Annotated in this window: 23 protein-coding genes; 12 read left to right on the top strand and 11 right to left on the bottom strand. The window is 65.0% G+C overall.

Annotated features, from left to right (window positions below; all coding sequences use genetic code 11):
* Nucleotides 1-105 precede the first annotated feature (105 nt).
* Together Q5701_RS00225 and Q5701_RS00220 are read left to right on the top strand one after the other, a co-directional pair.
* Nucleotides 106-1,425, top strand: coding sequence for an MFS transporter (locus Q5701_RS00225; RefSeq protein ID WP_306753192.1), 1,320 nt, complete (start codon nucleotides 106-108; stop codon nucleotides 1,423-1,425).
* 73 nt (nucleotides 1,426-1,498) lie between these two features.
* On the top strand, nucleotides 1,499-2,356 hold the full coding sequence (locus Q5701_RS00220; protein ID WP_306753191.1) for an alpha/beta fold hydrolase: 858 nt from the start codon (nucleotides 1,499-1,501) through the stop codon (nucleotides 2,354-2,356).
* Nucleotides 2,357-2,365: 9 nt separating this feature from the next.
* On the opposite strand, the gene Q5701_RS00215 is transcribed toward Q5701_RS00220, so the two are convergent.
* The 8 genes from Q5701_RS00215 to cls form a co-directional block, all read right to left on the bottom strand.
* On the bottom strand, nucleotides 2,366-4,519 hold the full coding sequence (locus tag Q5701_RS00215) for a malate synthase G (protein WP_306755479.1): 2,154 nt from the start codon (nucleotides 4,517-4,519) through the stop codon (nucleotides 2,366-2,368).
* 133 nt (nucleotides 4,520-4,652) lie between these two features.
* On the bottom strand, nucleotides 4,653-5,882 hold the full coding sequence (locus tag Q5701_RS00210) for an AI-2E family transporter (RefSeq protein ID WP_306753190.1): 1,230 nt from the start codon (nucleotides 5,880-5,882) through the stop codon (nucleotides 4,653-4,655).
* A gap of 84 nt (nucleotides 5,883-5,966) precedes the next feature.
* Complete coding sequence (locus Q5701_RS00205; RefSeq protein WP_306753189.1) at nucleotides 5,967-7,193, bottom strand: saccharopine dehydrogenase family protein; 1,227 nt, start codon at nucleotides 7,191-7,193, stop codon at nucleotides 5,967-5,969.
* Between the two features lie 34 nt (nucleotides 7,194-7,227).
* Complete coding sequence (nspC, locus tag Q5701_RS00200; RefSeq protein WP_306753188.1) at nucleotides 7,228-8,328, bottom strand: carboxynorspermidine decarboxylase; 1,101 nt, start codon at nucleotides 8,326-8,328, stop codon at nucleotides 7,228-7,230.
* Nucleotides 8,329-8,416: 88 nt separating this feature from the next.
* Nucleotides 8,417-8,782 carry a hypothetical protein gene (locus Q5701_RS00195; protein WP_306753187.1) on the bottom strand — a complete coding sequence of 122 codons (366 nt, stop codon included), beginning with the start codon at nucleotides 8,780-8,782 and terminating at the stop codon, nucleotides 8,417-8,419.
* A gap of 11 nt (nucleotides 8,783-8,793) precedes the next feature.
* Nucleotides 8,794-9,567 (bottom strand): DUF6478 family protein, encoded by a 774-nt coding sequence (locus Q5701_RS00190; protein WP_306753186.1) that lies wholly within the window; start codon nucleotides 9,565-9,567, stop codon nucleotides 8,794-8,796.
* A gap of 57 nt (nucleotides 9,568-9,624) precedes the next feature.
* Nucleotides 9,625-9,903: a 4a-hydroxytetrahydrobiopterin dehydratase gene (locus Q5701_RS00185; RefSeq protein ID WP_306753185.1), complete on the bottom strand. Its 279-nt coding sequence runs from the start codon at nucleotides 9,901-9,903 to the stop codon at nucleotides 9,625-9,627.
* A gap of 7 nt (nucleotides 9,904-9,910) precedes the next feature.
* Nucleotides 9,911-11,317 carry a cardiolipin synthase gene (gene cls / locus Q5701_RS00180; protein WP_306753184.1) on the bottom strand — a complete coding sequence of 469 codons (1,407 nt, stop codon included), beginning with the start codon at nucleotides 11,315-11,317 and terminating at the stop codon, nucleotides 9,911-9,913.
* Between the two features lie 112 nt (nucleotides 11,318-11,429).
* Here cls and accD point away from each other — a divergent pair, with 112 nt between their 5' ends.
* On the top strand, nucleotides 11,430-12,350 hold the full coding sequence (gene accD / locus Q5701_RS00175) for an acetyl-CoA carboxylase, carboxyltransferase subunit beta (RefSeq protein ID WP_306753183.1): 921 nt from the start codon (nucleotides 11,430-11,432) through the stop codon (nucleotides 12,348-12,350).
* 59 nt (nucleotides 12,351-12,409) lie between these two features.
* Nucleotides 12,410-13,681, top strand: a complete 1,272-nt coding sequence (locus Q5701_RS00170) for a bifunctional folylpolyglutamate synthase/dihydrofolate synthase (RefSeq protein ID WP_306753182.1) — start codon at nucleotides 12,410-12,412, stop codon at nucleotides 13,679-13,681.
* Here Q5701_RS00170 and zapE read toward each other — a convergent pair whose 3' ends face one another.
* Nucleotides 13,682-14,782, bottom strand: coding sequence for a cell division protein ZapE (gene zapE / locus Q5701_RS00165; protein WP_306753181.1), 1,101 nt, complete (start codon nucleotides 14,780-14,782; stop codon nucleotides 13,682-13,684).
* A 100-nt stretch (nucleotides 14,783-14,882) separates the two neighbouring features.
* Here zapE and Q5701_RS00160 point away from each other — a divergent pair, with 100 nt between their 5' ends.
* Complete coding sequence (locus Q5701_RS00160) at nucleotides 14,883-15,530, top strand: 5'-methylthioadenosine/S-adenosylhomocysteine nucleosidase (RefSeq protein ID WP_306753180.1); 648 nt, start codon at nucleotides 14,883-14,885, stop codon at nucleotides 15,528-15,530.
* 52 nt (nucleotides 15,531-15,582) lie between these two features.
* Nucleotides 15,583-17,379, top strand: coding sequence for an ABC transporter transmembrane domain-containing protein (locus Q5701_RS00155; protein WP_306753179.1), 1,797 nt, complete (start codon nucleotides 15,583-15,585; stop codon nucleotides 17,377-17,379).
* 13 nt (nucleotides 17,380-17,392) lie between these two features.
* On the opposite strand, the gene Q5701_RS00150 is transcribed toward Q5701_RS00155, so the two are convergent.
* Complete coding sequence (locus tag Q5701_RS00150; protein WP_306753178.1) at nucleotides 17,393-17,935, bottom strand: CAP domain-containing protein; 543 nt, start codon at nucleotides 17,933-17,935, stop codon at nucleotides 17,393-17,395.
* A gap of 166 nt (nucleotides 17,936-18,101) precedes the next feature.
* Here Q5701_RS00150 and lysM point away from each other — a divergent pair, with 166 nt between their 5' ends.
* The 6 genes from lysM to Q5701_RS00120 all read left to right on the top strand — a co-directional run bounded on the left by lysM (nucleotide 18,102) and on the right by Q5701_RS00120 (nucleotide 23,200).
* Nucleotides 18,102-18,608: a peptidoglycan-binding protein LysM gene (gene lysM, locus Q5701_RS00145; RefSeq protein WP_306753177.1), complete on the top strand. Its 507-nt coding sequence runs from the start codon at nucleotides 18,102-18,104 to the stop codon at nucleotides 18,606-18,608.
* A 143-nt stretch (nucleotides 18,609-18,751) separates the two neighbouring features.
* The gene (locus Q5701_RS00140) at nucleotides 18,752-20,635 is read left to right on the top strand and encodes an acyl-CoA synthetase (RefSeq protein ID WP_306753176.1); all 1,884 of its coding nucleotides are present in this window, start codon (nucleotides 18,752-18,754) and stop codon (nucleotides 20,633-20,635) included.
* 97 nt (nucleotides 20,636-20,732) lie between these two features.
* Nucleotides 20,733-21,815, top strand: a complete 1,083-nt coding sequence (locus Q5701_RS00135) for a glycosyltransferase family 61 protein (RefSeq protein WP_306753175.1) — start codon at nucleotides 20,733-20,735, stop codon at nucleotides 21,813-21,815.
* A gap of 25 nt (nucleotides 21,816-21,840) precedes the next feature.
* Nucleotides 21,841-22,689, top strand: coding sequence for a glycosyltransferase (locus tag Q5701_RS00130; protein ID WP_306753174.1), 849 nt, complete (start codon nucleotides 21,841-21,843; stop codon nucleotides 22,687-22,689).
* Nucleotides 22,690-22,700: 11 nt separating this feature from the next.
* Complete coding sequence (locus tag Q5701_RS00125) at nucleotides 22,701-22,976, top strand: HNH endonuclease family protein (RefSeq protein WP_306753173.1); 276 nt, start codon at nucleotides 22,701-22,703, stop codon at nucleotides 22,974-22,976.
* A 71-nt stretch (nucleotides 22,977-23,047) separates the two neighbouring features.
* Complete coding sequence (locus Q5701_RS00120; RefSeq protein WP_234854880.1) at nucleotides 23,048-23,200, top strand: hypothetical protein; 153 nt, start codon at nucleotides 23,048-23,050, stop codon at nucleotides 23,198-23,200.
* Nucleotides 23,201-23,270: 70 nt separating this feature from the next.
* Here the strand turns inward: Q5701_RS00120 and ettA are convergent, their stop codons facing one another.
* Complete coding sequence (gene ettA, locus Q5701_RS00115; RefSeq protein WP_306753172.1) at nucleotides 23,271-24,926, bottom strand: energy-dependent translational throttle protein EttA; 1,656 nt, start codon at nucleotides 24,924-24,926, stop codon at nucleotides 23,271-23,273.
* Nucleotides 24,927-24,976: the final 50 nt, after the last annotated feature.

Here is a 24,976-nt window from a genome sequence, read left to right as displayed (position 1 = left end):
ATTGCCGCCATTCTGTAGCATTGCTGCCGGAACCGCGCGAATCCCCAGGGATGTCGCCTGTCTTGCCCTTCATGCCTTCTGGCCTAATCCGGATTGGTTCACGCAATGGTAACATCTGCCGAAACCCCTGACCGCCAAAGCCCCGGCAAGGATGCCGACGACATCCACGTGTCGCCGTCCGACATCGCGGTGGGCGTGGTGATCGGGCGCGCGTCCGAGTTCTTTGATTTCTTCGTCTTCGCCATCGCCGCCGTGATCGTGTTCCCGGCGCGGCTGTTTCCCTTTGCCGATCCGCTGACCGGCACGCTGCTGTCCTTTGTGCTGGTGTTGCTGGCCTTTGTGGCGCGGCCCGTCGGCACCGCGATCTTCATGTATATCGACCGCAAGCAGGGGCGCGTGGCCAAGCTGACGCTGGCCTTGCTTCTGCTGGGCACCTCGACCGTGGCCATGGGCCTTGTGCCGTCCTATGCGGTGATGGGCGAATGGGCGATCGTGGTCATGGCGATCCTGCGCATCGGCCAGGGCCTTGCCATCGGCGGCAGTTGGGACGGTCTTGCATCCCTGCTGGCGCTCAGCGCGCCAAGGCGCAAGCGCGGCTTTTACGCGATGATCCCGCAGCTTGGCGCCCCCATCGGGCTGATCGTCGCGGCGCTGCTGTTTTCCTATCTGGTGACGAACCTGTCGGAACAGGACTTTTTGGACTGGGGCTGGCGCTATCCATTCTTTGTGGCCTTTTCCATCAACGTGGTGGCCTTGTTCGCGCGCCTGCGCATCATCGCCTCGCCCGAGTTCCAGGAAGCGTTCGAGACCCGCGAACTGCAGCCCACCCGCATCCGCCAGGCGTTCCGCAGCGACTGGCGCGCGATCTGGCTGTCTTCTTTCGTGCCGCTGGCCAGTTTCGCGATGTTCCACATGGTCACGGTCTTTCCGTTGTCCTGGGTGTATCTTTACACCGACGAGACGCTGACCTTCTTTCTGAACTTGACGGCGGTCAGCGCGGCGGCGGGCCTGGGATCGGTGCTGCTGTCGGGCTGGCTGTCGGACTGGTTCGGGCGGCGGCGCGTGCTGCTGTGGGGGTCGCTTGCCATCGGCGCCTTCAGCCTGCTGGCCCCCTTGCTGCTGCAAGGCGGCAAGACCGGCGTGTCCACCTATATGATCGCGGGTTTCCTGATCCTGGGCATCAGCTTCGGCCAGTCGTCCGGCGCGGTGGCCTCCATGTTCAACAGCCGCAACCGCTATACCGATTCCGCCTTTGCCTCGGCCCTGGCCTGGCTGTTCGGCGCGGGGCTTGCGCCGCTGACCGCGCTGTTCCTGTCCACCACGCTGGGGCTGTTCGCGGCGGGGCTGTATCTGCTGTCGGGGGCCGTGGCGACAATGGCCGCGCTGTGGTTCGTGCGGCAGTTCGAGTTCCAGAAGCAGGGCTAGGCCAAGCGCGATTCCTTGACCGGGGGCAACAATCCTGCAGGATGGCCGGACTTGGCCCCGATCGGAGAATGCGTTGTTTCCCGGCTTTGACACTGTGGACGTTCCCGTTGGCGGCGCGACAATTCATGCCCGGATCGGCGGGCAAGGCGATCCGGTCCTGCTGCTGCACGGCTATCCGCAGACCCATGCGATGTGGCACGGGATCGCAGGCGAACTGGCCCGCACCCATCGCGTGGTCCTGGCGGACCTGCGCGGTTATGGCGACTCGGTTGCCCATGACGGCGACTTCACCTTTCGCGCGATGGCGCGGGATCAAGTCGCGCTGATGAACCACCTGGGCCATTCCCGATTCCATGTCCTTGCCCATGATCGCGGGGCGCGGACGGCCCACCGGATGGTTCTGGATCACCCCGCCGCGGTGCGGTCCGTCGCCTTGCTGGACATCCTGCCGACGCTGGACGTGTGGGGCACCATGGATGGCTGGCTGGCGCAGCGGTATTACCATTGGATGTTCCTGGCCCAGCCGGGCGATATGCCGCGCCGGCTGATCAGTTCCGATCCGGTGTTCTTCCTGCATTCCGCCCTGATCGGGCTGGCGGGGTCGGATATCTTCGATCCCGCAGCAATGGCGGAATACGAACGCGCCGCCCGGAATCCCGATGTCATTGCGGCATGGTGCGGCGATTACCGGGCCGCCGCCACGACGGACCTGGACCACGACCGCGCCGATCTGGGGCGGATCAGCGACATTCCCTGCCTTGTGCTGTGGGGCAGCAGGGGCGTCGTGGCCCATCATATCGACCCGCTGGCCGCCTGGCGGGCATGGTTTCCCGAGGCACGGGGCCATGCCATCGACGCAGGCCATTTCCTGGCCGAGGAACGCCCGGCCGAGGTTCTGGCTGCCGCGGCACGGCACCTGGACGGGGGCTGATCGCCGCCCCTACCCCCGCAAAGCCTTGGCCTGCCTGCGCCGCGCGTGCAGCGCGGGTTCGGTATAGCCCGAGGGCTGCGACGTGCCGGTCAGCACCAGATCGCGCGCGGCCTCGAAGGCGGGGCCGTCAAAGCCGGGGGCCATGGGGATATAGTTCGGATCGCCCGCGTTCTGGGCATCCACCTTCAGCGCCATGCGGCGCAGCGCATCCTCGACCTGCTCGCGGCTGACCAGCCCTTGTTCCAGCCAGTTCGACAACAGTTGCGCGCTGATGCGGCAGGTGGCGCGGTCCTCCATCATCGGCACGTCGTCGATATCGGGCACCTTGGAACAGCCAACCCCCTGGTCCACCCAGCGGACGACATAGCCCAGGATCCCCTGCGCGCTGTTGTCCAGCTCCCGCAGGATCTGATCTTGCGGCAAGGGTGTGTCGCCCACCAGGGCCGGGGTCAGCAGGTCGTCCAGGCCGGGGACCGGCTGGCCTTCCAGCTGATCTTGCCGCGCGGCCACATCGACCATGTGGTAATGCAGCGCGTGCAGGGTCGCGGCCGTGGGGCTGGGCACCCAGGCGGTATTGGCCCCCGATTGCGGATGGGCGATCTTGGCTTGCAGCATTTCGGCCAGGGCGTCGGGTTTCGCCCACATGCCCTTGCCGATCTGCGCCCGGCCGCGCAATCCGCAGGCAAGGCCGATCAGCACGTTGCGGTCCTCGTATGCCTTCAGCCAGCCCGACCGGCGCGTCGCCTCGCGCCCGGCGAATGCGCCCGCCTGCATGGAGGTGTGGATCTCGTCCCCCGTGCGGTCCAAGAAACCGGTGTTGATAAAGAACACCCGGTTGCGGATCGCATGAATGGTGGCGGCAAGGTTCGCGCTTGTGCGGCGTTCCTCGTCCATCAGGCCCAGCTTGACGGTGTCGGCGGGCAGGCCCAGGATCCGTTCGACCCGGGTAAAGATGTGGTCGGCAAAGGCGGCCTCGTCCGGGCCGTGCATCTTGGGCTTCACCACATAGATCGAACCAACGCGGCTGTTGCGGGGACCATCGGTCTTGTTCAGGTCGTGGATCGCACAGGCCGTCGTCACCATCGCGTCCAGCAGCCCTTCGGGCGTGTCCTGGCCGTTCATGCGCACGGCATCGGTGGTCATCAGATGGCCCACGTTGCGCACCAGCAAAAGCGCGCGGCCCGGCAGGGCAACGGTGGTGCCGTCCGGGCGCGTGACGGTGCGGTCGCCTGCCAGGCGGCGGGTCATCGGCTTGCCGCCTTTGTCGAAGGTGTCAGTCAGGTCGCCCTTCATCAGCCCCAGCCAGTTGGCGTAAACGCCCACCTTGTCGGCGGCATCCACCGCCGCCACGCTGTCCTCGCAATCCTGGATGGCGGTCAGCGCGGCTTCCACGATCACGTCGCGCAGGCCCGACGGGGATGCCGCGCCGATCGGGTGGCCGGGGTTGATGACCAGTTCGACGTGCAGCCCATTGTGGCGCAACACCAGCCCGGTATCCGGGCCTTCGACGCGGCGGCCCACGAATGCCGAGGGGTCGCGCAAGGCGACCTCGGACCATTCGATCGTGGCTTTCAGACCATCTGCATCGGCCAGATAGCCCGAGACCTCGGCATGGCTGCCGCTGGTCAGGGGGAAGGTGTCGTCCAGAAACCGTGCGGCGCGGGCCACGACCGCATCGCGGCGCGCGGGGTCGATATCGCCGGCTGCAGGGGGCGGACCCAGCACGTCGGATCCGTAAAGCGCGTCATACAGCGATCCCCAGCGGGCATTGGCAGCGTTCAGCGCGAAGCGGGCATTGCTGACCGGCACCACCAGTTGCGGGCCTGCGACAAGGGCGATCTCGGGGTCGATCCGGCCATTGTCGATGGCAAAGGGCGCGGGTTCGGGGACCAGATAGCCGATTTCCGTCAGAAAGGCGCGATAGGCGGCGGTATCCCAGGGCTGGTTGCCGCGCGCCTTGTGCCAGGCGTCGATCCGGCCCTGCAATTCGGCGCGGCGATCCAGCAGCGTGCGGTTTTCCGGTGCAAGATCGGCCAGCAGTTCCGCATATCCCGACCAGAAGCGATCCGGGTCAACGCCCGTGCCGGGAAGAACGCTGCTTTCCACAAAATCCGCCAGGATGTCGGCCACGTCCAGGCCATGCCTTTGGGTGTAACGCGTCATGCTCATCTGGTTTTCCTTATCGCGAGGTCTGCGCCGGTATGCCGTCGCACACATTCAGCATCCCATACGACACCGCAGCATTTTTTCCAAGCAGCCTGAAAAGTTTTTCTGTTGTCTGGAAAAAGCGCGCCTGTCAGGGCTTACCGGCATCCTCGACCACCTCGGCCGTGACCTGGCGGGCGGCGCTTTCATCCTCGGCCCCGGCACCGGCCTCGACGATGTCGCGGGCTTCTTCCTCGTCCTCGTCCTCGATGGCGGGAGGTTCCTCGCCTGCCAGGAAGTTGCCGAACTTCTCCCAGCCGGGAACATAGTCCGCCAGCACGCGCAGCACGACCAGCACCGGCACGGCGATGATCATGCCGATCACCGACCACAGCCAGGCCCACAGCGCAACAGCCAGGAACACGACAACGGTGTTCATCTGCAACCGGCGCGACACGAAGTAGGGGGTGATCACCTGGCCCTCGAGCGAGGTCAGGAACATATAGGTTCCCGCGACCATCATCGGCCAGAAAAGCCCCGGCATGACCACCAGGGCCACTAGGCCCGAGGTAATGACGCCGACGATCGCCCCCAGATAGGGGATGAAGTTGAGGATAAAGGCGCTGATGCCGAACAGGATCGCGCCGGGCATTCCCCAGGCGAACATGGCAAGACCCACCGCCACTCCCAGTCCTGCATTGATGATGGTGATGGCGCCCAGGTAATTGCCCAGCGAATCCTCGATCTGGCGCAGGGCCAGATAGGCGCCTCGCTTTTCGGCCATGGAATCGAAGCTTTGCACGATCTTGAGATACAGCAGATCGCCCGATGCCAGCATGAAGAACAACAGGAACAGCGTGAAGACCACCTGCCCGGCAATGGCGGGGGTGAACTTCATCAGCGAGGTCAGGGTGCTGTCGCTGACCTCCTCGACCTTGATGGGGGCTGGCTGGCCCTCGTCGTCGGGGGCTTGGACCTGTTCGATTTCCTGGGCGGCCTGCTGAATTTCCTCGAAGGATTCGCGCAGTTCGCTGAATTTCTGTTCCAGGCGGGTCTTGATCGTGGGCAGGTTCTGGGCCGCCTGACTGACCGGGCCGCTTGCGCCCAGGCCGATCAGGGCCACGGCAATGACCAGGCCCAGGGTCACGATCGTGGCGGTCAGCGCATCGGGCACCCCGCGTCGGCGGGCCAGGCGGCGCAGGGGGGTGAACACAAAGAACAGCAGCACCGCCAGCGTCACCGGCATCAGGAAATCGCGCCCGGCGGCAATGGCCGCGAATGCCATGATCATGAAGATGCCGATGACGGCCCAGTTGGCCGCGCGCCCGCTGGCGCCGGTGCCGTCCGGGCGGAACCGCGGAAAGCTGAACTTCTGGGCCAAGGCCTCCCCCTGCATTGCCGGCAGGGCCAAACGCGACGGGCAACCCGGTCGTTCCGGGCCGCCCGCCAAGGCGATGCCCGGCGGTCAGATCGGGTGGTCGCCCGTCGCGTCGATCACTCGGGTCGGCAAGCCCATCTCCCCCAGCAGTTCCAGGAAGGGGCGTGCGGGCAGATCCTCGACGTTGACCATGGCTTTCACGTCCCAGATACCGCGAGCGACCAGGATGGCGGCAGCGACCGGCGGCACGCCCGCGGTATAGCTGATGCCCTGGCTGCCGACCTCGTTGAAGGCGTCCTTGTGATCAGCCACGTTGTAGATGAAGACCTCGCCCGGCTTGCCGTTCAGGCTGCCCTTGACCAGATCGCCGATGCAGGTCTTGCCCTGGTAATCGGGGGCAAGGCTGGCGGGATCGGGCAGCACGGCCTTGACCACCTTCAGCGGCACGACATCCAGCCCCTCGGCGGTTTTCACCGGTTGCTCGGACAACAGGCCCAGGTTCTTCAGCACCGTGAAGACGTTGATATAGTGGTCGCCAAAGCCCATCCAGAAGCGCACGTCGGCGTGTTTGTAGCGGGCGGACAGGCTGTGAACCTCGTCGTGGCCGGACAGATAGGCCTTCTGCTTGCCCACGACGGGCAGATCCCATTCGCGGCCCACCTCGAACATCTTGTTCGAACGCCATTCGCCGCCCTGCCAGGAATAGACGGTGCCGGTGAATTCGCGGAAGTTGATCTCGGGGTCGAAATTCGTGGCGAACCAGCGGCCATGCGAGCCTGCATTGATGTCCACGATGTCGATGCTGTCGATCTTGTCGAAATACTCGTCCTCGGCCAGGCGGGCATAGGCGTTCACGACACCCGGATCGAAGCCCGCGCCCAGGATCGCGGTGATGCCAGCCTGCGCCACGTCCTCGCGCCGCTTCCATTCGTAATTGCCGTACCAGGGCGGCGTTTCACAGATCTTCGCCGGATCCTCGTGAATGGCCGTGTCGATATAGGCGGCGCCCGCGCGGATGCAGCCTTCCAGAACGGTCATGTTGATAAAGGCCGTGCCCACGTTGATGACGATCCCCGCGTCGATCCGGCGGATCAGCGCCTCGACCGCGCCTGCATCCATCGCGTCCAGCGCGTGGCTGGCAAAGGGCATCTGGTGGCCCTTGTCGCGCAAGCTGCCGATGATCGCGTCAGCCTTGGATTGCGTGCGGTTGGCGATGTGCAAATCGCCGAATTCCGCAGCCTGTTGCGCCACCTTGTGCGCCACGACTTGCGCGACGCCACCCGCGCCGATGATGAGGACGTTCTTCTTGGGCAATTACGGATCCTTTCCGGGGTTGCAGAGAGGTGCCTTAAGACAGGCTGGATTTGTATTCTTCGTAAGGAAAGCTGCGCACGGTGCGGACGCTGCTGTCATCCTCGCGGATGGCTATGGCGGGCATGGCGACGCCGTTGAACCAGTTCTTCTTGACCATCGTATAGCCCGCCGCATCCGCGATGCTGATGCGGTCGCCCACGGCCAGGGGCCGGTCGAAGCGCGCGTCGCCGAAAATGTCGCCCGCAAGGCAGGTCTTGCCCGCGACCTGGTATTCGTAGCCGCCCGACTGCGGCAGCTTGGCGGTTTCGCGATAGATCAGCAGATCCAGCATATGCGCCTCGATGCTGCTGTCCACGATGGCGACCTTTTTGCCGTTGTCGATGATGTCCAGGACGCTGACCTCCAGCGTGGTAGTACCGGTGATGCTGGCCTCGCCCGGTTCGAGATAGGCCTGGACGCCGAAGCGGTCCTGGAACGCCTTCAGCCGGTCGGCCAGACGGTCCAGCGGATAGCCTTCGCCGGTGAAATGGATGCCGCCGCCGAGGCTGACCCAGTCCAAGCGCTTCAGGATCTCGCCGAACTCGGTCTCGATCCGGGTCAACTGCCCATCGAACAGGTCGAAGTCGCGGTTTTCGCAGTTATAGTGGATCATCACGCCGCTGATCCGGTCCAGGGCGGATTCAAGGCGCGCCATGTCCCATTCCCCCAGGCGGCTGAAGGGCCGCGCCGGGTCGGCCAGGTCGAAGCCGCTGGTCGAAAAGCGTGGGTTCAGGCGCAAGCCGGTGGTCACGCCCTTCGCGCGGTCGGCAAAGCGGTCAAGCTGCGACAGGCTGTTGAAGATGATCTTGTCGGAATATGACACCGCCTCGTCGATCTCGTGATCGGCCCAGGCGACGGAATAGGCATGGGTTTCCTTGCCGAATTCCTCATGCCCCAAGCGCAGTTCGAACAGCGACGACGAGGTGGTCCCGTCCATGTAGTCGCGCATGAAATCGAAGACCGACCAGGTGGCAAAGCATTTCAGCGCCAAAAGCGCCTTGGCCCCCGACGCCTCGCGCAGGCGTGCGACCTGTTCCATGTTGCGGCGCAACGCGGATTTGTCGATCAGATAGAAGGGCGTCTGCATCCCGGCCATGCGAAACCTTTGGGTTCAGGGCGAAAGGGCCGATATAGCCACCCCCCCCGGGTTTCGCAAGAAAGCGCGACAGGCTTGTGACAAAGGCCTAGCCCCCTGCTGCAAGCCGCCTGAATTCGCGTTTCAGCAGATCCAGTTCGGCGCGCAGTTGCGCCACCTCGGCCAGCAGCTCGTCGCCCGCGACGGCTCCGGCGACCAGGGTCAGGCGGGCCAGCACCACCGATCCGGGCTGATCGGGATCGCCCGCCACCAGCAGCAGGCCATGCGCCCCCCGGTCGATCACCGCGCCCGGCAGATCGGCCGTGACCGACCACAGGCCCGGGCCTGCATCGCGCAGCCGGGCCTGGGCCACCACCTTGCCGCGCTGGACAACGCACAGCCCGGCAGGCTGGCTGTCCGCCTGCAAGGCCCCGGTCCAGCAGCCGCCCGAAACACCATGGTCCTCGAACCTCATCCCATCCCCTCTCAGGCCTGCGCGCGCGGGTGATGCGACACCAGCACGTCATTGATGCCGACCGCGTTCAGATGCGGCTGCTCGAAGATCAGATCCAGCCAGGCGCGTTCGATGGGGCGGTTGGCCAGGTCGGCATAGGCCAAGTCGAATTCGGCGCGCCGCCGCGCGCCCACCCCCTCGGCCGGGTGGCCAAGCTGGCGCAGCATCGTTTCGGTATTCGGTCCCTGGACCAGGTTGATGCGGGCATAGATGGTGATGGGACGTTCGGCGTCCATGACCGTGTCCAGTTGCAGCACCCGGTCCGCCCCCAGGCCGGGCAGGGCGTCATCGGGCAGATCCAGCGCCAGCGACAGGAAACCGCAGGAATTTCCCATCATCTCGATCCCCATGGCATAGCAGGCGGCCTGGCCCGGACGCGGGCGTGGCGATTGCCGCAGGATCAGGGCGCGGTTCGGGCAATCGTGCCACAAGGCCGCATCCTCTCCCAGGCGGTGGCCGTTGTCGGGGGACACCACGGCCTGCGGACTGATCTGCCCGCACAGCAGCCGGGGCCGCCAATGCCAGTCCGTGCCGGGGGGCAGATCCTCGTCCCCCAACCCGGTCTTGCGCAGCATCCAGGGATCGGAGGCTTGCAAGAACCGCGACAGCCGCCGATGCAGAAGCTGCGCTTCTTCGCGCAGTTCGGGATCAACAGGGCGCGGCCTGCGATCCAGGCGGTCGGCCAGCCGCGCCCAGTCGGGGCGCCGCCGGTCCAGGCCAAAGATATCCAGCAGACGCATGACCATAAGGGCACCTTATCCTTGCCCCGCATGGATAAACTGCAACCTTGACGCGAACAACCCTCAGGACAACAGCGCGTCCAGATGGGCGGCGCAGGCGAAATCGGCATCCGTCAGTCCGCCCGCGTCATGGGTGGTGAAGGACACCTGGCAATAGCCCCAGCCAAAGGCCACGTCGGGGTGATGGTTGTGCCTGTTGCCCATCCAGGCCGCCAGGTTCGCCATCTCCACCGCCTTGGCGAAGCCCTTGAAATCGAACCGACGGGTGATCGCGCGACCGTCGTCTGACAAGGACCAGCCTTTCAGGGATTCCAGTCGCGCCTTTATGTCGTCTTTCTCCATCCCATCCTCACAATAACGGCGATGCCAAGGCCAGCAGGTTGTTGCGCAAACGGCGGAAGACGGACCAGTTGCGCACCTCGTCCAGCGTGATCTCGCGCGACCGTTCGGCATAGCTGCCTTGCCGCGCATCCAGTTCCTCGACGAATTCATGGTCAAAGACGGCCATGTTCACCTCGTAGTTCAGCTCGAAGCTGCGGCGGTCCAGGTTGGCGCTGCCGACCATGCCCATGCGGCCGTCCACGGTCAAGATCTTGGAATGCAGCAACCCGTCCTGGAACAGCAGGATCCGCGCCCCTGCCGACAATAGGCCATAATAGAACCCCTGGCTGGTCGCGCCGACGACAATGGAATCGTTGCGAGCGGGCAGGATCATCGTGACCTCGACCCCGCGCCGGGCGGCAGCGCGGATCGCGGCATCCAGGGCCACGTCGGGCACGTAATAGGGTGTGGTGATCGTCACCCGGTCGCGCGCAGTGTGCAGCATCCCCGTCAGGCAATCGGAAATCGACCCCTGCCGCCGGTCTGGCCCGGTGGGAATGACCTGCGCGATCTCGCCCGGATCGGCGACGGGTTCCACAGGCTGCAGCATATCGCCCAGATCCTTGCCGGTATAGCTCATCCAGTCGCCCAGAAAGACCGACTGGAACTGCCGCACCACGGGTCCTTCGACCGACATCACGATATCGACCCAAGGAGCGAAGCGCGGCTTGATGGCGAATGCCATGTCCGCACAGTTGCGGCTGCCCGAAAAGGCCATGCGGTTGTCCACCACCAGGATCTTGCGGTGGTTGCGCAGATCCAGCCTGCGAAACAGCACGCTGATGAAGGGCAGCCCCCAGGGAAAGGCGGTGACGCATTCGGCGCCCGCCTCCTGCATCTGGGTCCACAGCGCGGACCGGACCAGCAGCCGCGACCCCAGGGCATCGACGATCACCCGGCATTCGACGCCGCGTTGCGCGGCACGGGCCACGGCATGGGCCATCTTTTGCCCCGAATGGTCGGGCAGCCAGATATAGAACAGGATATGGACATGATCGGTGGCCCGCTCGATCGCGTCGACCAACCGGTCGATGGCATCGTCGCTTTCTTCCAGCAGGTGGATGCGGTTGCCGTTCAAGGCCGACATACCCCCCACCGCGGCATTGGCCGCGACCACGGGCTGGGCAAAATGGGGGGGTTCCGCGATCACGGCGGGGTTCGGGATGCGCAGGTTCGTCAGCCGGTCGCGCACATCGGCCATGCGCTGGACCTCGGCCTGGTTCATGCGAACCTCGCCGAACAGGATATAGGACAGGATGCCGACCACCGGCAGCGCCTCGATCACCATGATCCAGGCCAGCCGCACCGACGGATCCAGCCGCGGGCGGATCAGGACGCGCGCGATCAGGGCCAGCGTGACCGTCGTATGCAGCATGACAAGGAACGAGGCCCACATAGGGCGCATCATTCCCGCCCGCCACGGCAATTGCAATTCCCCCCGTCGCGGCCTATCTCGGGGGCTTGAAAACAGCAGGGGCCGCCCGCGAATGAACTGGATCACCAACTATGTCCGTCCGCGTATCAATTCGCTGTTCTCGCGCCGCGAGGTGCCCGAGAACCTGTGGACGAAATGCCCCGAATGCGGAACGATGCTGTTCCACCGCGAATTGTCGGACAACCTGAACGTCTGCACGAACTGCGACCACCACCTGGCGATCAGCCCGCGCGACCGTTTCACCGCGCTGTTCGACGGCGGCGCCTTCCTGGAAGTAAAGGTGCCCGAACCCATCGCCGACCCGCTGCAGTTCCGCGACCAAAAGAAATACCCCGACCGCATGAAGGCGGCGCAGAAGGCCACCGGCGAAAAGGAAGCCATGCTGGTCGCCGAAGGGGAAATCGGCCGCACCCCCATCATCGCCGCTGCCCAGGACTTCAGCTTCATGGGCGGGTCGATGGGAATGTATGTGGGCAACGCCATCATCGCCGCCGCCGAACGCGCGGTAAAGACAAAGCGCCCGCTGGTGCTGTTTTCCGCCGCAGGCGGCGCGCGGATGCAGGAAGGCATCCTGTCCCTGATGCAGATGCCCCGCACCACCGTCGCCGTTGAAATGCTGCGCGAAGCGGGCTTGCCCTATATCGTCGTGCTGACCCACCCGACCACGGGCGGCGTCACCGCCAGCTATGCGATGCTGGGCGACATCCAGATCGCCGAACCGAACGCCCTGATCTGCTTCGCCGGTCCTCGCGTCATTGAACAAACCATCCGCGAGAAACTGCCCGAAGGTTTCCAGCGTGCCGAATACCTGCTGGAACACGGGATGCTGGACCGGGTGACGCATCGCAAGCAGTTGCGCGACGAACTGGTCTCGATCCTGCGCATGGTGGGCGGGCTGTCCGCACCGACCCGCGCCGACCTGCCTTCGCCTGCCGTCGAGCCGGCCCAGCCCGAACCCGCGCCTGCCGAATAGGCTTCTTCTTCACCCAAATATCCCGGGGGTCCGGGGGCTGGCCCCCGGCTTGTGCCGCCATGAACCATTCCGATGCCATCCTTGACCGCCTGATGTCGCTCCACCCCAAGGTCATCGACCTGTCGCTGGACCGGATGCACCGGCTGCTGGGGGCCCTGGGCAACCCCGAACGCCGCATCCCGCCGGTGATCCACATCGCGGGCACCAATGGCAAGGGCAGCACCCAGGCCATGATCCGTGCCGGGCTTCAGGCAGGGGGCGCGCGGGTCCATGCCTATACCTCGCCGCATCTGGCGCGCTTCCATGAACGCATTCGGCTGGCGGGCGATCTGATTGCTGAATCCGACCTTGCGGCCACGCTGGAAGAATGCGAGGCCGCGAACGACGGCCAGCCGATCACCTTCTTCGAGATCACCACGGCCGCCGCTTTCCTCGCCTTCTCCCGCACGCCCGCCGACTATACCTTGCTGGAGGTCGGCCTTGGCGGCAGGCTGGACGCGACCAACGTGATCGACAGTCCCCGCCTGAGCGTCATTACCCCCGTCAGCATCGACCACACGCAATACCTGGGCGACACGCTGCCGTTGATCGCAGGCGAAAAGGCGGGGATCATCAAGCGCGGCGTCCCCGTGATCGTCGGCCCCCAGGATGAGGATGCCCTGCGCGTGATCGAGGCCAAGGCCTCGGGCCTGACCGCACCGGTCTTTGCCCATGGCCAGCACTGGATGATCGCGCGCGACCGCGACGGCATGGTCTACCAGGACGATCACGGGCTGTGGGATCTGCCTCTGCCGAACCTGATCGGCCCGCACCAGATCCAGAACGCCGGGACCGCCCTTGCCGCCTTGCGCCACCTGGGCGCGACCGAGGCCCAGGCCCGCGCGGCGGTCACGCAGGCCGAATGGCCCGCCCGGATGCAGCGCCTTCGCCATGGCCCGCTGGTCGACCTGGCAGGCCTGCAGGCCGAACTGTGGCTGGACGGTGGCCACAACCCGGCGGGGGGCGAGGCCGTGGCCGCGACCCTGGCCGCCATGCCGCCCCGCCCGACCCATCTGGTCTGCGGGATGCTGAACACCAAGGACATCGCGGGCTATCTTCGGCCTCTGGCCGCCCATGCCCGTTCCTTGGTCGCCATCGACATTCCCGGCGAACCGAACACCCTGCCCGCCGCCACGACCGCCGGGGTGGCGCAAGATGTCGGCATAATCGCAGCAACCGCTGCGGATGCTGCCGACGCCATCGCGCGCGTTGTCAGCCGCGATCCCAAGGCGCGGATCCTGATCTGCGGGTCGCTGTATCTGGCAGGGCGGGTTCTTCGCGAAAACGGCTGATCAGCCTGCGTCCCGTCCCCAGCCCGCATCCTGCATTTCCCGCAACCGGCTGGCGGTGCGCTCGAATTCGAAGCTGCCCTCGCCTTCGTTGTACAATTGCTCGGGCTGGTCGGCGCCGCTGGCCATCAGCCGCACCTTGGCCTCGTACAATGCGTCGATCAGTGTCACGAACCGCTTGGCCTCGTTGTAGTTGGAGGCCGACAGGCGGGGAATGCCGTCGATCATCAGCACGGACACCTTGCGCGACAGGGCCAGATAGTCCGCCGGACCCAGCGGCTTGCCGCACAGATCCCAGAAGCCCGACCGGCCAGCACCATCTGCAAACAAGGGCAGGACAAAGCTGCGTCCGCCGACCTCGATCCGAAGCGGCTGGCCCGCAACACCCCCGGTCAGATCGTCCCAGATCGCGTCCATCGCGGCCTTTGCCGCCGCATCCGCCGGACAGAACCACACGGGGCTGCCCGCCACCCGCCCCTGCCGGTGGTCTACGGCGCTGTCCAGGCACACGACCTCCATCCGCTGGCGGATCAGGTCGATGAAAGGCAGGAAAAGCTGCCGGTTCAGCCCGTGCTTGTACAGATCCTCGGGCACCCGGTTCGATGTGGTGACGATCACCACCCCCTGTTCCAGCAAGACCTGGAACAGCCGCCCCACGATCATCGCATCCGCGATGTCGGTGATCTGCATTTCGTCAAAGCACAAAAGGCGGACGGTGGCCGCAACGTCCAGGGCCACAGGACGCACGGTGTCCTGGTCGCCCCTCTGACGGGCACGGTTCAGCCCGGCCTGGATTTCCTGCATGAATTGGTGGAAATGCACCCGCCGCACCGGGACGGTCGCCGCCTCGGCCATCAGGTCCATCAGCATCGACTTGCCGCGCCCGACCCCGCCCCACAGGTAAAGGCCCCGGGGCGCAGGGGTCGGTGGCGGGCTGCCCACGCCCAGAAAGGCACGCCAAGCCGACCGCTTTTCCGGCGCGGGCAGGGCCGCGATGTCGTCCAGAACCCGGTCCAGATGCGGCAACACCGATTGCTGCGCGGCATCGGGCGTAATCCGCCCCTCCGCAACGCGCCGGTGATAAAGATCGCTGACCTTGCCCATGGCGCGCCCTTGCCATGGTTGCCTGCCGCCCCGCAAGGCCCAATGCTTGACCATCCAGCGCCCCGCGTGCCACCCCTGCCATGACTGCACGAGAGGTTCCATGCCAAACACCCCCACCCCCATCGCGGGCATCCCCGTCCTGTTCGTCATGGCGGCCGAGGCCGAATACGGTCCCGCCCTGCGCACCCGGATCGACCCGCTGATCACCGGCATCGGCCCGGTCGAGGGCGCGGTGCAGTTGACCGCCGCCCTGGCGGGGATGACGCCCCTGCCCCGGCTGATCGTCTCGCTGGGGTCGGCGGGTTCGGCGCGGCTGGAACAGGCCGAGGTGTACCAGGTCACCGCCGTCGCCTATCGCGACATGGACGCATCGGCCCTGGGTTTCGAAAAGGGGCGCACGCCGCTGCTGGATCTGCCGATCCGCGTCGATTTGCCCCACCGGGTCCAGGGGATCGCGCGCGCCACCCTGTCCACCGGCGCCAATGTCGTCAGCGGCCCGGCCTATGACGATATCGCCGAGGACATGGTGGACATGGAAACCTTTGCACATCTGCGCGCAGCCCAGCATTTCGGGGTTCCGCTGATCGGATTGCGGGGCATTTCGGACGGCGTGGCCGAATTGCAGCATCTGTCGGACTGGACGCAATACCTGCACATCATCGACGAAAAACTGGCCCATGCCGTGGACCGGATCGCCGACCAGCTTGGGGACGGAAGTCTTATCCCCGGCGCCCCGCGCTTGTCCTGAGGGCTGCCAACCCCTAAACCCCTGGGGCGCACATCGACCGGACAAGGCAGACATGGCACGCCGCACGACGATCACTTCCGACCGGCCCACCAGCAAGCGCGTGGGCGCCCTGCGCGCACTGGGTCCGTTCCTGCGCCCTTACCGCGTGCAGGTGGTGCTGGCGTTGATCGCGCTTGCCGCGACATCGGCCATCAGCCTGATCCTGCCCCTGGCCGCGCGCCGGGTGGTGGACAATTTCGACGACGGCGCGGGGCTGCTGGACGAATATTTCGGCGCGGCGCTGCTGATCGTGGCGGCGCTCGCCCTTGGCACGGCGACCCGCTATTACTTCGTGACACGCCTGGGCGAACGTGTGGTGGCCGATATCCGCAAGGCGGTCTTTGCGCGCGTGATCACCCTGTCGCCGGCATTCTTTGAACGCGTGATGACGGGCGAGATCCTGTCGCGCATCACCACCGACACAACGCTGATCCAGTCGGTGATCGGGTCGTCCCTGTCCATCGCGCTGCGCAACATGATCATCCTGGCGGGGGGGCTGGCGATGCTGGCCTTCACCTCGTTGAAGCTGATGGGGCTGGTGCTGCTGATCATTCCGGTGATCCTGGTGCCGATCATCGTGCTGGGCCGCCGCCTGCGTGGATTGTCGCGCGTGGGCCAGGACTGGATCGCCGCATCCTCGGGGGCGGCGTCCGAAACGCTGCTGGCCGCGCAAACGGTGCAGGCCTATACGCATGAGGGCCGCAGCATCGCGCGCTTTGACGATGTGACCGAACGGTCCTTCGACGTGGCGCTGACGCGGATCCGCACGCGGGCGGTGATGACGGCCATCGTGATCTTCCTGATCTTCGCGGGTGTGATCGGCGTGCTGTGGGTCGGCGCGCGCGACGTGCAGACGGGCGTGATGACAGCGGGCCAACTGGTGCAGTTCGTGATCTATGCGATCCTGGTCGCGGGATCGACGGGCGCCTTGTCGGAAATCTGGGGCGAACTGCAACGGGCGGCGGGCGCCACCGAACGCCTGGGCGAATTGCTGGCCGCCGAGGATGCGCTGACCGATCCCGCCCACCCCGTGCCCCTGCCCCGCCCGGTGCGCGGCCATATCGTGCTGGAGGATGTCAGCTTCCATTATCCCACTCGGCCCGATGTCTCGGCCCTGGAAGGGGTCAGCCTGACCATCCGCCCGGGCGAAACCGTGGCCCTTGTCGGGCCGTCGGGCGCAGGCAAGACCACGGTGATCCAGTTGATCCAGCGGTTCTGGGATCCGGCGGGGGGGCGCGTCACGCTGGACGGCATCGACTTGCGCGACATGGCCCGGGGGGATTTCCGGCAGGCCATGGCCCTGGTCCCGCAGGATCCGGTGATCTTTGCGACGAGCGCCCTGGAAAACATCCGCCTGGGCCGCCCCGGCGCCTCGCCCGCCGAAGTCGAGGATGCCGCCCGCGCGGCCCATGCCCACGACTTCATCAGTACCCTGCCCCAGGGCTACGACACCCCCTTGGGCGAGCGCGGCGTGATGCTGTCGGGCGGTCAGCGCCAGCGAATCGCCCTTGCCCGCGCCATCCTGCGCGACGCGCCATTGCTGCTGCTGGACGAAGCCACAAGCGCGCTGGATGCGGAATCCGAATCCCTGGTCCAGGCTGCCGTCCACCGACTGTCCCAGGGCCGCACCACGGTCGTAGTGGCGCACCGCCTTGCGACGGTGAAGAAGGCCGACCGCATTGTCGTCTTTGACGGTGGCCGCATCGTCGCCCAGGGCACGCATGATGCCCTGGTGGCCGAAGGCGGGCTTTACGCCCGGCTGGCGCGGATGCAGTTCACCGACATGGCCGTCCTGCCGGAACCCGCCTGATCAGCCGACAGGATCACCGGGGCGCGGCATAGACCGCCGCCCAGAACCGGGTCTTTCCATCCGGCCCTATGGCCTGGCCGATGCCGTAATCGCGCACCTGCGGGATCAGCATGTTCGCCATGTGCCCCCCCGAGGCGTTCCACTCTGCCAGCACACGTACCTGCGAAAAGGGACCGGCGGCGATGTTTTCGGCCGTGACCATCGGCGCATAGCCTGCGGCCTTGACGCGCGGACCGGGACCGCTGGTCTTGCTGCCGATATGGGTCATGCGGCCGCGCTGCGCCATGTCGCAGGCGTGCCGGGCGGCGACTTGCGCCAGCACCGAACTGGGCTGCACGGGCGGCAGGCCCGCATTGCGCCGCACCGCACTGGTGACTGCCGCGCCATGGCTGTTCTGGCCCGAACTGGTGGCCAGGCAGGTCGCCTTGCCCGCGGGCATCAGTTGCATGGCATGGGGATCGTCGCCGCCGTTGCTGACATCGCGCACCGGCTGGGCGCAGCCCGCCACGATCACGCAAGACAGCATCGCGGCTGCAAGTCGAAGGGAATGAGTCATCGTTCTCACCTTTTGAGGCAATAGCATCCTGAGGGTGAAAAAATTAATAATTTAACAATGCACGGTTGAAATATGGGCGGACAGCGGAAAATGACCAGAGGGAACGGTTCCGGCAAACGGACGTTTTCCACCAGATCGCGCTTGGACCCAATGAAAGGACGCTTGCATGGCCATCTGGGATTTCGTCAAGGATGCTGGAAAATCCGTCTTCGGCAAGGCTGAAGCGGCCGAACCCAAATCGACCCCGCAGCCTGGCGCCACCGCCGCAAAGCCTGCCCCTGATCCCGACACGGCCCGCAAGGTCGCCGCGCTCAAGGCAGAGTTGAAGGCGTTGAACCTGGACAAGGACGACGTGCATCTGACGCTGCGCGGCGACACCGTCAAGATCGACAGCAAGGGCGCTGACCGCGAAACCCTGGAAAAGCTGGTGCTTGCCGTCGGCAACATTGAGGGCATCGCCAAGGTCGAGGCGGACCTGCCCGAGGCGGGGCCGGAAGCCGGGCAAGCCCCGGTCTTTCATACCGTCAAGAAGGGCGAAACCCTGTCGGCCATCGCCAAGGCCTATCTGGGCAGTGCCGGCAAATACAACACCATCTTCGAGGCGAACCGCCCGATGCTTTCCGATCCCGACAAGATTTATCCTGGCCAGACCCTGCGCATCCCGCAGGGCTGAGTCCCCTGACGCGGTGTCGGATACGTCTGACGCCGCGTCCCGCGCCGCATGGCCGTCAAGACCCTTGCCCCTTTTCCCGCCGATGGCCCATTCTAGGACAAAAGGCGGGATCAGGAGGGTGATCCCGAAGGGGAGAGGGACGGATGACGCGTTTTCGCAACTATGACGACCGCAACGCCTTGCAGGTGGAAATGCCGTATCAGGCGCGGGGATTGCCGGTCACGATCCATGGCTTTCTGACCCGCACCGCCGAACGCTTTCCCGACCGGCCCGCGATCAGCTTTCAGCTTCTGTCCGGGGCTGGGGACCATGCGACGACCCTGACCTGGCGGGAACTTCTGGAACGCGTAACGGAAACCGCCAACCTGCTGCGCAAGCTGGGCATCGGCCCGTCCGACACGGTCGCCTATCTGCTGCCCAACAGCATCGAAACCCCGGTGGTCCTGCTGGCGGGCGCCACGGCGGGGATCGTCAACCCGATCAATCCCCTGCTGGACGCCCAGCAGATCGCGGGCATCTTGCGCGAAACCCGGGCCAAGGTGCTGGTGACTCTGCGCGCGTTCCCGAAAACCGATGTTGCGCAAAAGGCGGCCGAGGCCGTGGCCAATGCCCCCGGCGTCACCCATGTGATCGAGGTGGACCTGAACCGCCATCTGCGCGGCATCAAGCGATACATCGTGCCGTTTATCCGCCCGCGCGTGAAGCGCCGCCACAAGGCCAAGGTTCTGAACTTCGAGGCCGCGACAAGCGCCGAAAGGCACACGCGCCTGGACTTCGACGACGTGCAGCGGGACCGGGTCGCGGCTTATTTCCACACCGGCGGCACCACCGGCACGCCCAAGGTGGCCCAGCACAAGTATTCCGGCATGATCTATAACGGCTGGCTGGGCGGGTCGCTGCTGTTCGACGAAACCGACGTGCTGATGTGCCCGCTGCCGATGTTCCATGTCTTTGCCGCCTATCCGGTGCTGATGTCCTGCATCGCCTCCGGTGCCCATGTGGTGATGCCCACCCCTGCCGGATACCGGGGCGAGGGCGTGTTCGATAATTTCTGGAAACTGATCGAACGCTGGCAGGCGACCTTCCTGATCACCGTGCCGACCGCGATTTCCGCGCTGATGCAGCGCCCGGTCAATGCCGACGTGTCATCGCTGAAGACCGCTATTTCGGGATCGGCCCCCCTTCCGATCGAGCTTTACAACCGCTTCAAGTCCGCCACCGGGGTCGAGATCGCCGAAGGCTATGGCCTGACCGAGGCCACCTGCCTGGTCAGCTGCAATCCGGTGGACGGCATGAAAAAGGTGGGTTCCGTGGGCATCCCCCTGCCCTATACCCAGGTCCGCATCCTCAACCACGACGACGGGGGCCGCGTCCATGAATGCCCGACCGACGTGGTGGGGGAAATCTGCGTCGCCAGTCCCGGCGTCTTCCCCGGTTCGACCTATACCGAGGCCGACAAGAACCACGACCTGTTCGCCGACGACATCTATCTGCGCACCGGCGACCTGGGCCGGCTGGACGCGGATGGCTACCTGTGGATCACCGGGCGGGCCAAGGATCTCATCATCCGCGGCGGCCACAACATCGACCCCGCCGAGATCGAGGAGGCGATGCTCTCCCACCCCGCCGTGGCATTCGCCGGCGCCATCGGCCAGCCCGACAGCTTTGCGGGCGAACTGCCCTGCGTTTATGTGGAACTGGTCGCAGGCGCTTCCGTCACCGAGGCCGAGTTGCGGGACCACGCCAAGACCCATATCCACGAACGTGCCGCCATCCCCAAGCACGTCGAGATCCTGCCCGAACTGCCGAAAACGGCCGTGGGCAAGATCTTCAAGCCCGACCTGCGCCGCCTTGCCATCAAGCGCGTCTATGACGCGGCCTTGTCCGGCACCGGCGCCCATGTGGCCGAGGTGGTCGAGGACAAGAAGCGCGGGCTGGTGGCACGACTGACCCGCGAGGCCGGGACGGACGAAGGGGCGGTCAAGGCAAGGCTGGGGGAATTTACGCGCCCGTGGGAGTGGGTCTGACGGTCCTTGCAAGGTTCCTGCTTTAATCGTCCAGGGTAAGGGGTTAATACACCTTTAAGGCGAAGGGTGGCATCTGCCCTGCAAGCAAGGACAAGCGATGAGCGAACCCCTTCCCGGCTCTGGCTGGTCACGAGAAATCGTCACCGTAAGAAATGCCTGGGTTTTTCCTCCGCAAGAAAGCACGGGTCGCCCACCCTGCGGGGTTGTGACCGCCACGGGCCAGGATGTGTTGCACGCCTCGACCTGGCGAGGCGGCATCCGCATGACGCGTCCCGTGGACGCAGCCAGGGAACCTGCAGATTTTTTACCGGGGCGACACCTGTGGGGCGGGCTTTATTATGGGCATTTCGGTCATTTCATGACGGAAACCATGGCGCGGTGCTGGGCCTTCGATCACGCGGGCATCGACAGCGTTCTTTTCGTTCCGAAGCATGACAAGCTGTCGGCCTTCCAAAGCTATCAGGCAAAGTTCTGGAGCCTTCTTGGCCTGACGGCAAAGGAGAGGATCGTTCAAAAGCCGATCATGGTCGAGGAATTGCTGGTCCCGGGCCAAGGCTTCGGCTTGGGCAGGATCGCCGAAGGAACACCAGAGTTCCGCGCGACCATGACGCGCATGGCACAGGCACTGCCCTCGGACCCGCCGCGCAAGATTTATGTTTCACGCACGAGGTTCAACGGCCGCGGCGGCGTCTTGTATGAAAAGACCATCGAACGCAATATGATGGATCAGGGCTATACGATCATGCATCCTGAAAAGATGGACCTTCAGGAGCAGTTGCGCTTCTACAAATCGGCGACCCATATCGTGGGCGTCGACAGTTCTGCCTTTCACATTGCGGGCATGGTGGCCGAACCGTCAAAGAAGATCGCCTTCATCCTGCGCCGCGACAACAAGGCCCATGAATCCATTGCTGCCCAGATCAGCGGCATGATCGGGCGCGACCCGGTCATCATCGACGCGCTTGCGGCGAATTGGGTGGAAAAGGGCGCAACCTCCTCGAACCACCTCAGTTGGGGAGAGCTTGACCATGCAAGCCTAGCCCGGGATTTGCAGGATCACGGCTTTATCGACGACAAGGATCGATGGAAGGCGCCATCCGACCACGACAGGATCGAAAACCTGACATGGGTCCGGTCGAAACACGCGGACGATCTTGTCCGCATACCGCTTGAACGTTGACGGCCAAGCCAAAGGGAAACAGCGAATGAACGACCGCGATGTCAAAATCCTTGGTGTTTGCCGATTTTCGATGCTGGGCCGGGGGGACTGGAAGGCCTTTCGCAACCAGCCGGACGAAGCCCTCGAGGCGATCTATGCGACCCAGTCGCGGGAACTGTTCATGCCGGAACGCCTCGAGTCCCGGCTGGCCACGTTCGAGCATCTGACCCTACGGTCGCTGACCCATCAAAGCGATGCTGATTTCCGGTTCCTGGTCGTATCCTCGGACCGAATGCCCGATCCGTATCGCGCGCGGCTGGAGGATATCTGCCGGAACGTGGACCAGGTGATCCTGCGTTTTCTTCCCCCGACCCATATCTCGGAGGCAATCGGGACAGTTTCGGCGGAAATCGGGCTGGATCTAGCCGACACGGTCCAGCTCAGGTTGGACGACGATGATTGCGTCTCCAAGGACTACATTCGTCGCCTGCGTCGTCATGCCGCCAGCATGTGGCGCAATGCCCATTTCGCGGTCAGCTTTCCATCGATCTTCTATTGCATCACCGATGGCCCGACCGAAGGCATCTATAACTGGTACAGCCCGTTTTTCAGCGCGGGCGCCGCGATCCGCCATTCCTCGCGCACGATCTTCGATTATGGCCATTACGCGATCCCGACCCGGCTGGTCGCTGTCACCGATCCGCATTTCCCCAACATCGTCACTCATCGGGGCGACAACGACACGCCCCGCCATGCACCCGAGATCCTGCGCAAGCGCGGCATGTCCAAGGCCACCCGGTCCGATGTGGAACGCGCCGTGGAACGCCATTTCGGTTACCTGACGGATGCGGGGATGGCGATGTGCAGCTTTGACCGGATGCGGGCGGACGCCTGACGGTCCCGGTGGTGGACGACCCCATCTGCCCCCTGTGCCTGCGCCCGATCCTCCCGGGCGTTCCCCAAAGCCGCCATCACCTGATCCCGAAGCTGCGCGGCGGCAAGGGAGGCGAGACGGTGCTGCTGCACCATGTCTGCCACAAGACCATCCACAAGACGCTGGGCGAGACGGAGCTGTCCCGCAACTTTGCCACCACCGAGGCGCTGCGCGGTCATCCCGACCTGCGGCGGTTCTTCGACTGGGTGGGCAAACGTCCGCCCGGCTGGACAGGCAAGGTCCGGTAACGCGCCTGTGTGTTTGTCCCCGGCCCGATTCGGGTCAGGCTGAACCGTTGCAACAAGAGACAGGAGCCTTCATGACGCGACTTTCCCTTGCTACCCTGACCGCCTGCCTGCTTGCCGCCCCGGTCCTCGCCTCTCAAGGCCCGGTTGCGACCGATCAGGCAGCAGGCCCGACGCCCACGCTGATCGTGGCGCAGTGCCCCGGCAAGCCGCCGGTCAATGCCTAGAGAAAGCGCAACGCCTGCGGGCGTTGCGTACCATGCCGGTGTCGGCGGGGCCTAGCCCCGCCTTTGGCTTTCACCGCGTGAACTTCTTGTACTTCACCCGCTTGGGCTCGATGCTGTCCGGCCCCAGACGCCGCACCTTGTCCTTCTCGTAATCCTCGAAGTTCCCCTCGAAGAACTCCACATGGGCATCGCCCTCAAAGGCCAGGATATGCGTGCAAAGCCGGTCCAGGAAGAACCGGTCGTGCGAGATGATGATCGCGCAGCCCGCGAAATTCTCGATGGCGGCTTCCAGCGCTTGCAGGGTTTCCACGTCCAGGTCGTTGGTCGGTTCGTCCAGCAGCAGCACGTTGCCGCCCGACTTCAGCAGCTTGGCCATGTGGACGCGGTTGCGTTCGCCGCCCGACAGCAGGCCCACCTTTTTCTGCTGGTCGCCGCCCTTGAAGTTGAAGGAACCCACATAGTTGCGGCTGTTGACCTGCGCATCGCCCAGTTCGATCACCTCGGCCCCGCCCGAGATTTCCTCCCACACGGTCTTGTCGGGATCCAGGCTGTCGCGGGACTGATCGACATAGGACATCTTCACCGTCTCGCCGAGGGTGATGGTGCCCTCGTCGGGCTGTTCCTGGCCGGTGATCATCTTGAACAGGGTGGATTTGCCGGCGCCGTTCGGGCCGATCACGCCGATGATGCCGCCGGGCGGCAGGCTGAAGGACAGATCCTCGATCAAAAGCTTGTCGCCCATGTGCTTTTTCAGGCCCTCGACCTCGATCACCTTGCCGCCAAGGCGCGGGCCGTGGGGGATGACGATCTGGGCCTTGCCCACCAGTTCCTTGACCGATTCGTCGGCCATCTTGTTATAGGCGGAGATCCGGGCCTTGGATTTCGCCTGGCGGGCCTTGGCGCCTGCCCGGATCCATTCCAGTTCCTTTTCCATGGCCTTCTGCTTGGACTTGTCCTCGCGCGCTTCTTGCGCCACGCGCTTGGCCTTGGCTTCCAGCCACGACGAATAGTTGCCCTCGTGCGGCAATCCGCGGCCGCGCTCCAGTTCCAGGATCCAGCTTGTGATGTCGTCCAGGAAGTAGCGGTCGTGGGTCACGGTCAGGATCGTGCCCTTGTATTCGATCAGGTGCTTTTGCAGCCAGGCGATAGTTTCCGCGTCCAGGTGGTTGGTCGGTTCGTCCAGCAGCAGCATATCGGGTGCTTCCAGCAGCAGCTTGCACAGCGCCACGCGGCGGCGTTCGCCCCCCGACAGGGTTTCCACATCGGCGTCGTCGGGCGGGCAGCGCAGCGCCTCCATCGCGATGTCCACTTGGCTGTCCAAATCCCACAGGTTCTCGGCGTCGATCTCGTCTTGCAACCGCGCCATCTCGTCGGCGGTCTCGTCGGAATAGTTCATCGCCAGTTCGTTATAGCGGTCCAGCTTGGCCTGCTTGGCCTTCACGCCTTCCATGACGTTGCCGCGCACGTTCAGTTGCGGATCCAGCCATGGTTCTTGGGACAGATAGCCGACCTTGGCGCCCTTGGCGGCCCAGGCCTCGCCCTGGAAATCCTTGTCGATGCCGGCCATGACCTTGAGAAGGGTCGATTTCCCCGCGCCGTTCACGCCCACGACGCCGATCTTGACGCCCGGCAGGAAGTTGAGGTGGATGTTCTCGAACACCTTCTTGCCGCCGGGATAGGTCTTGGACACGCCGTCCATGTGGTAGACGAACTGATAGGACGCCATCGGAATCTCCTGCAAACTTTGGGTGCTATTTAGGCGAAAGCGGGGCCAAG

The sequence above is a fragment of the Paracoccus actinidiae genome, from assembly GCF_030863885.1.
Taxonomy (GTDB): Bacteria; Pseudomonadota; Alphaproteobacteria; order Rhodobacterales; family Rhodobacteraceae; genus Paracoccus; species Paracoccus everestensis.
This window is presented reverse-complemented; position numbering and strand designations above follow the sequence as displayed.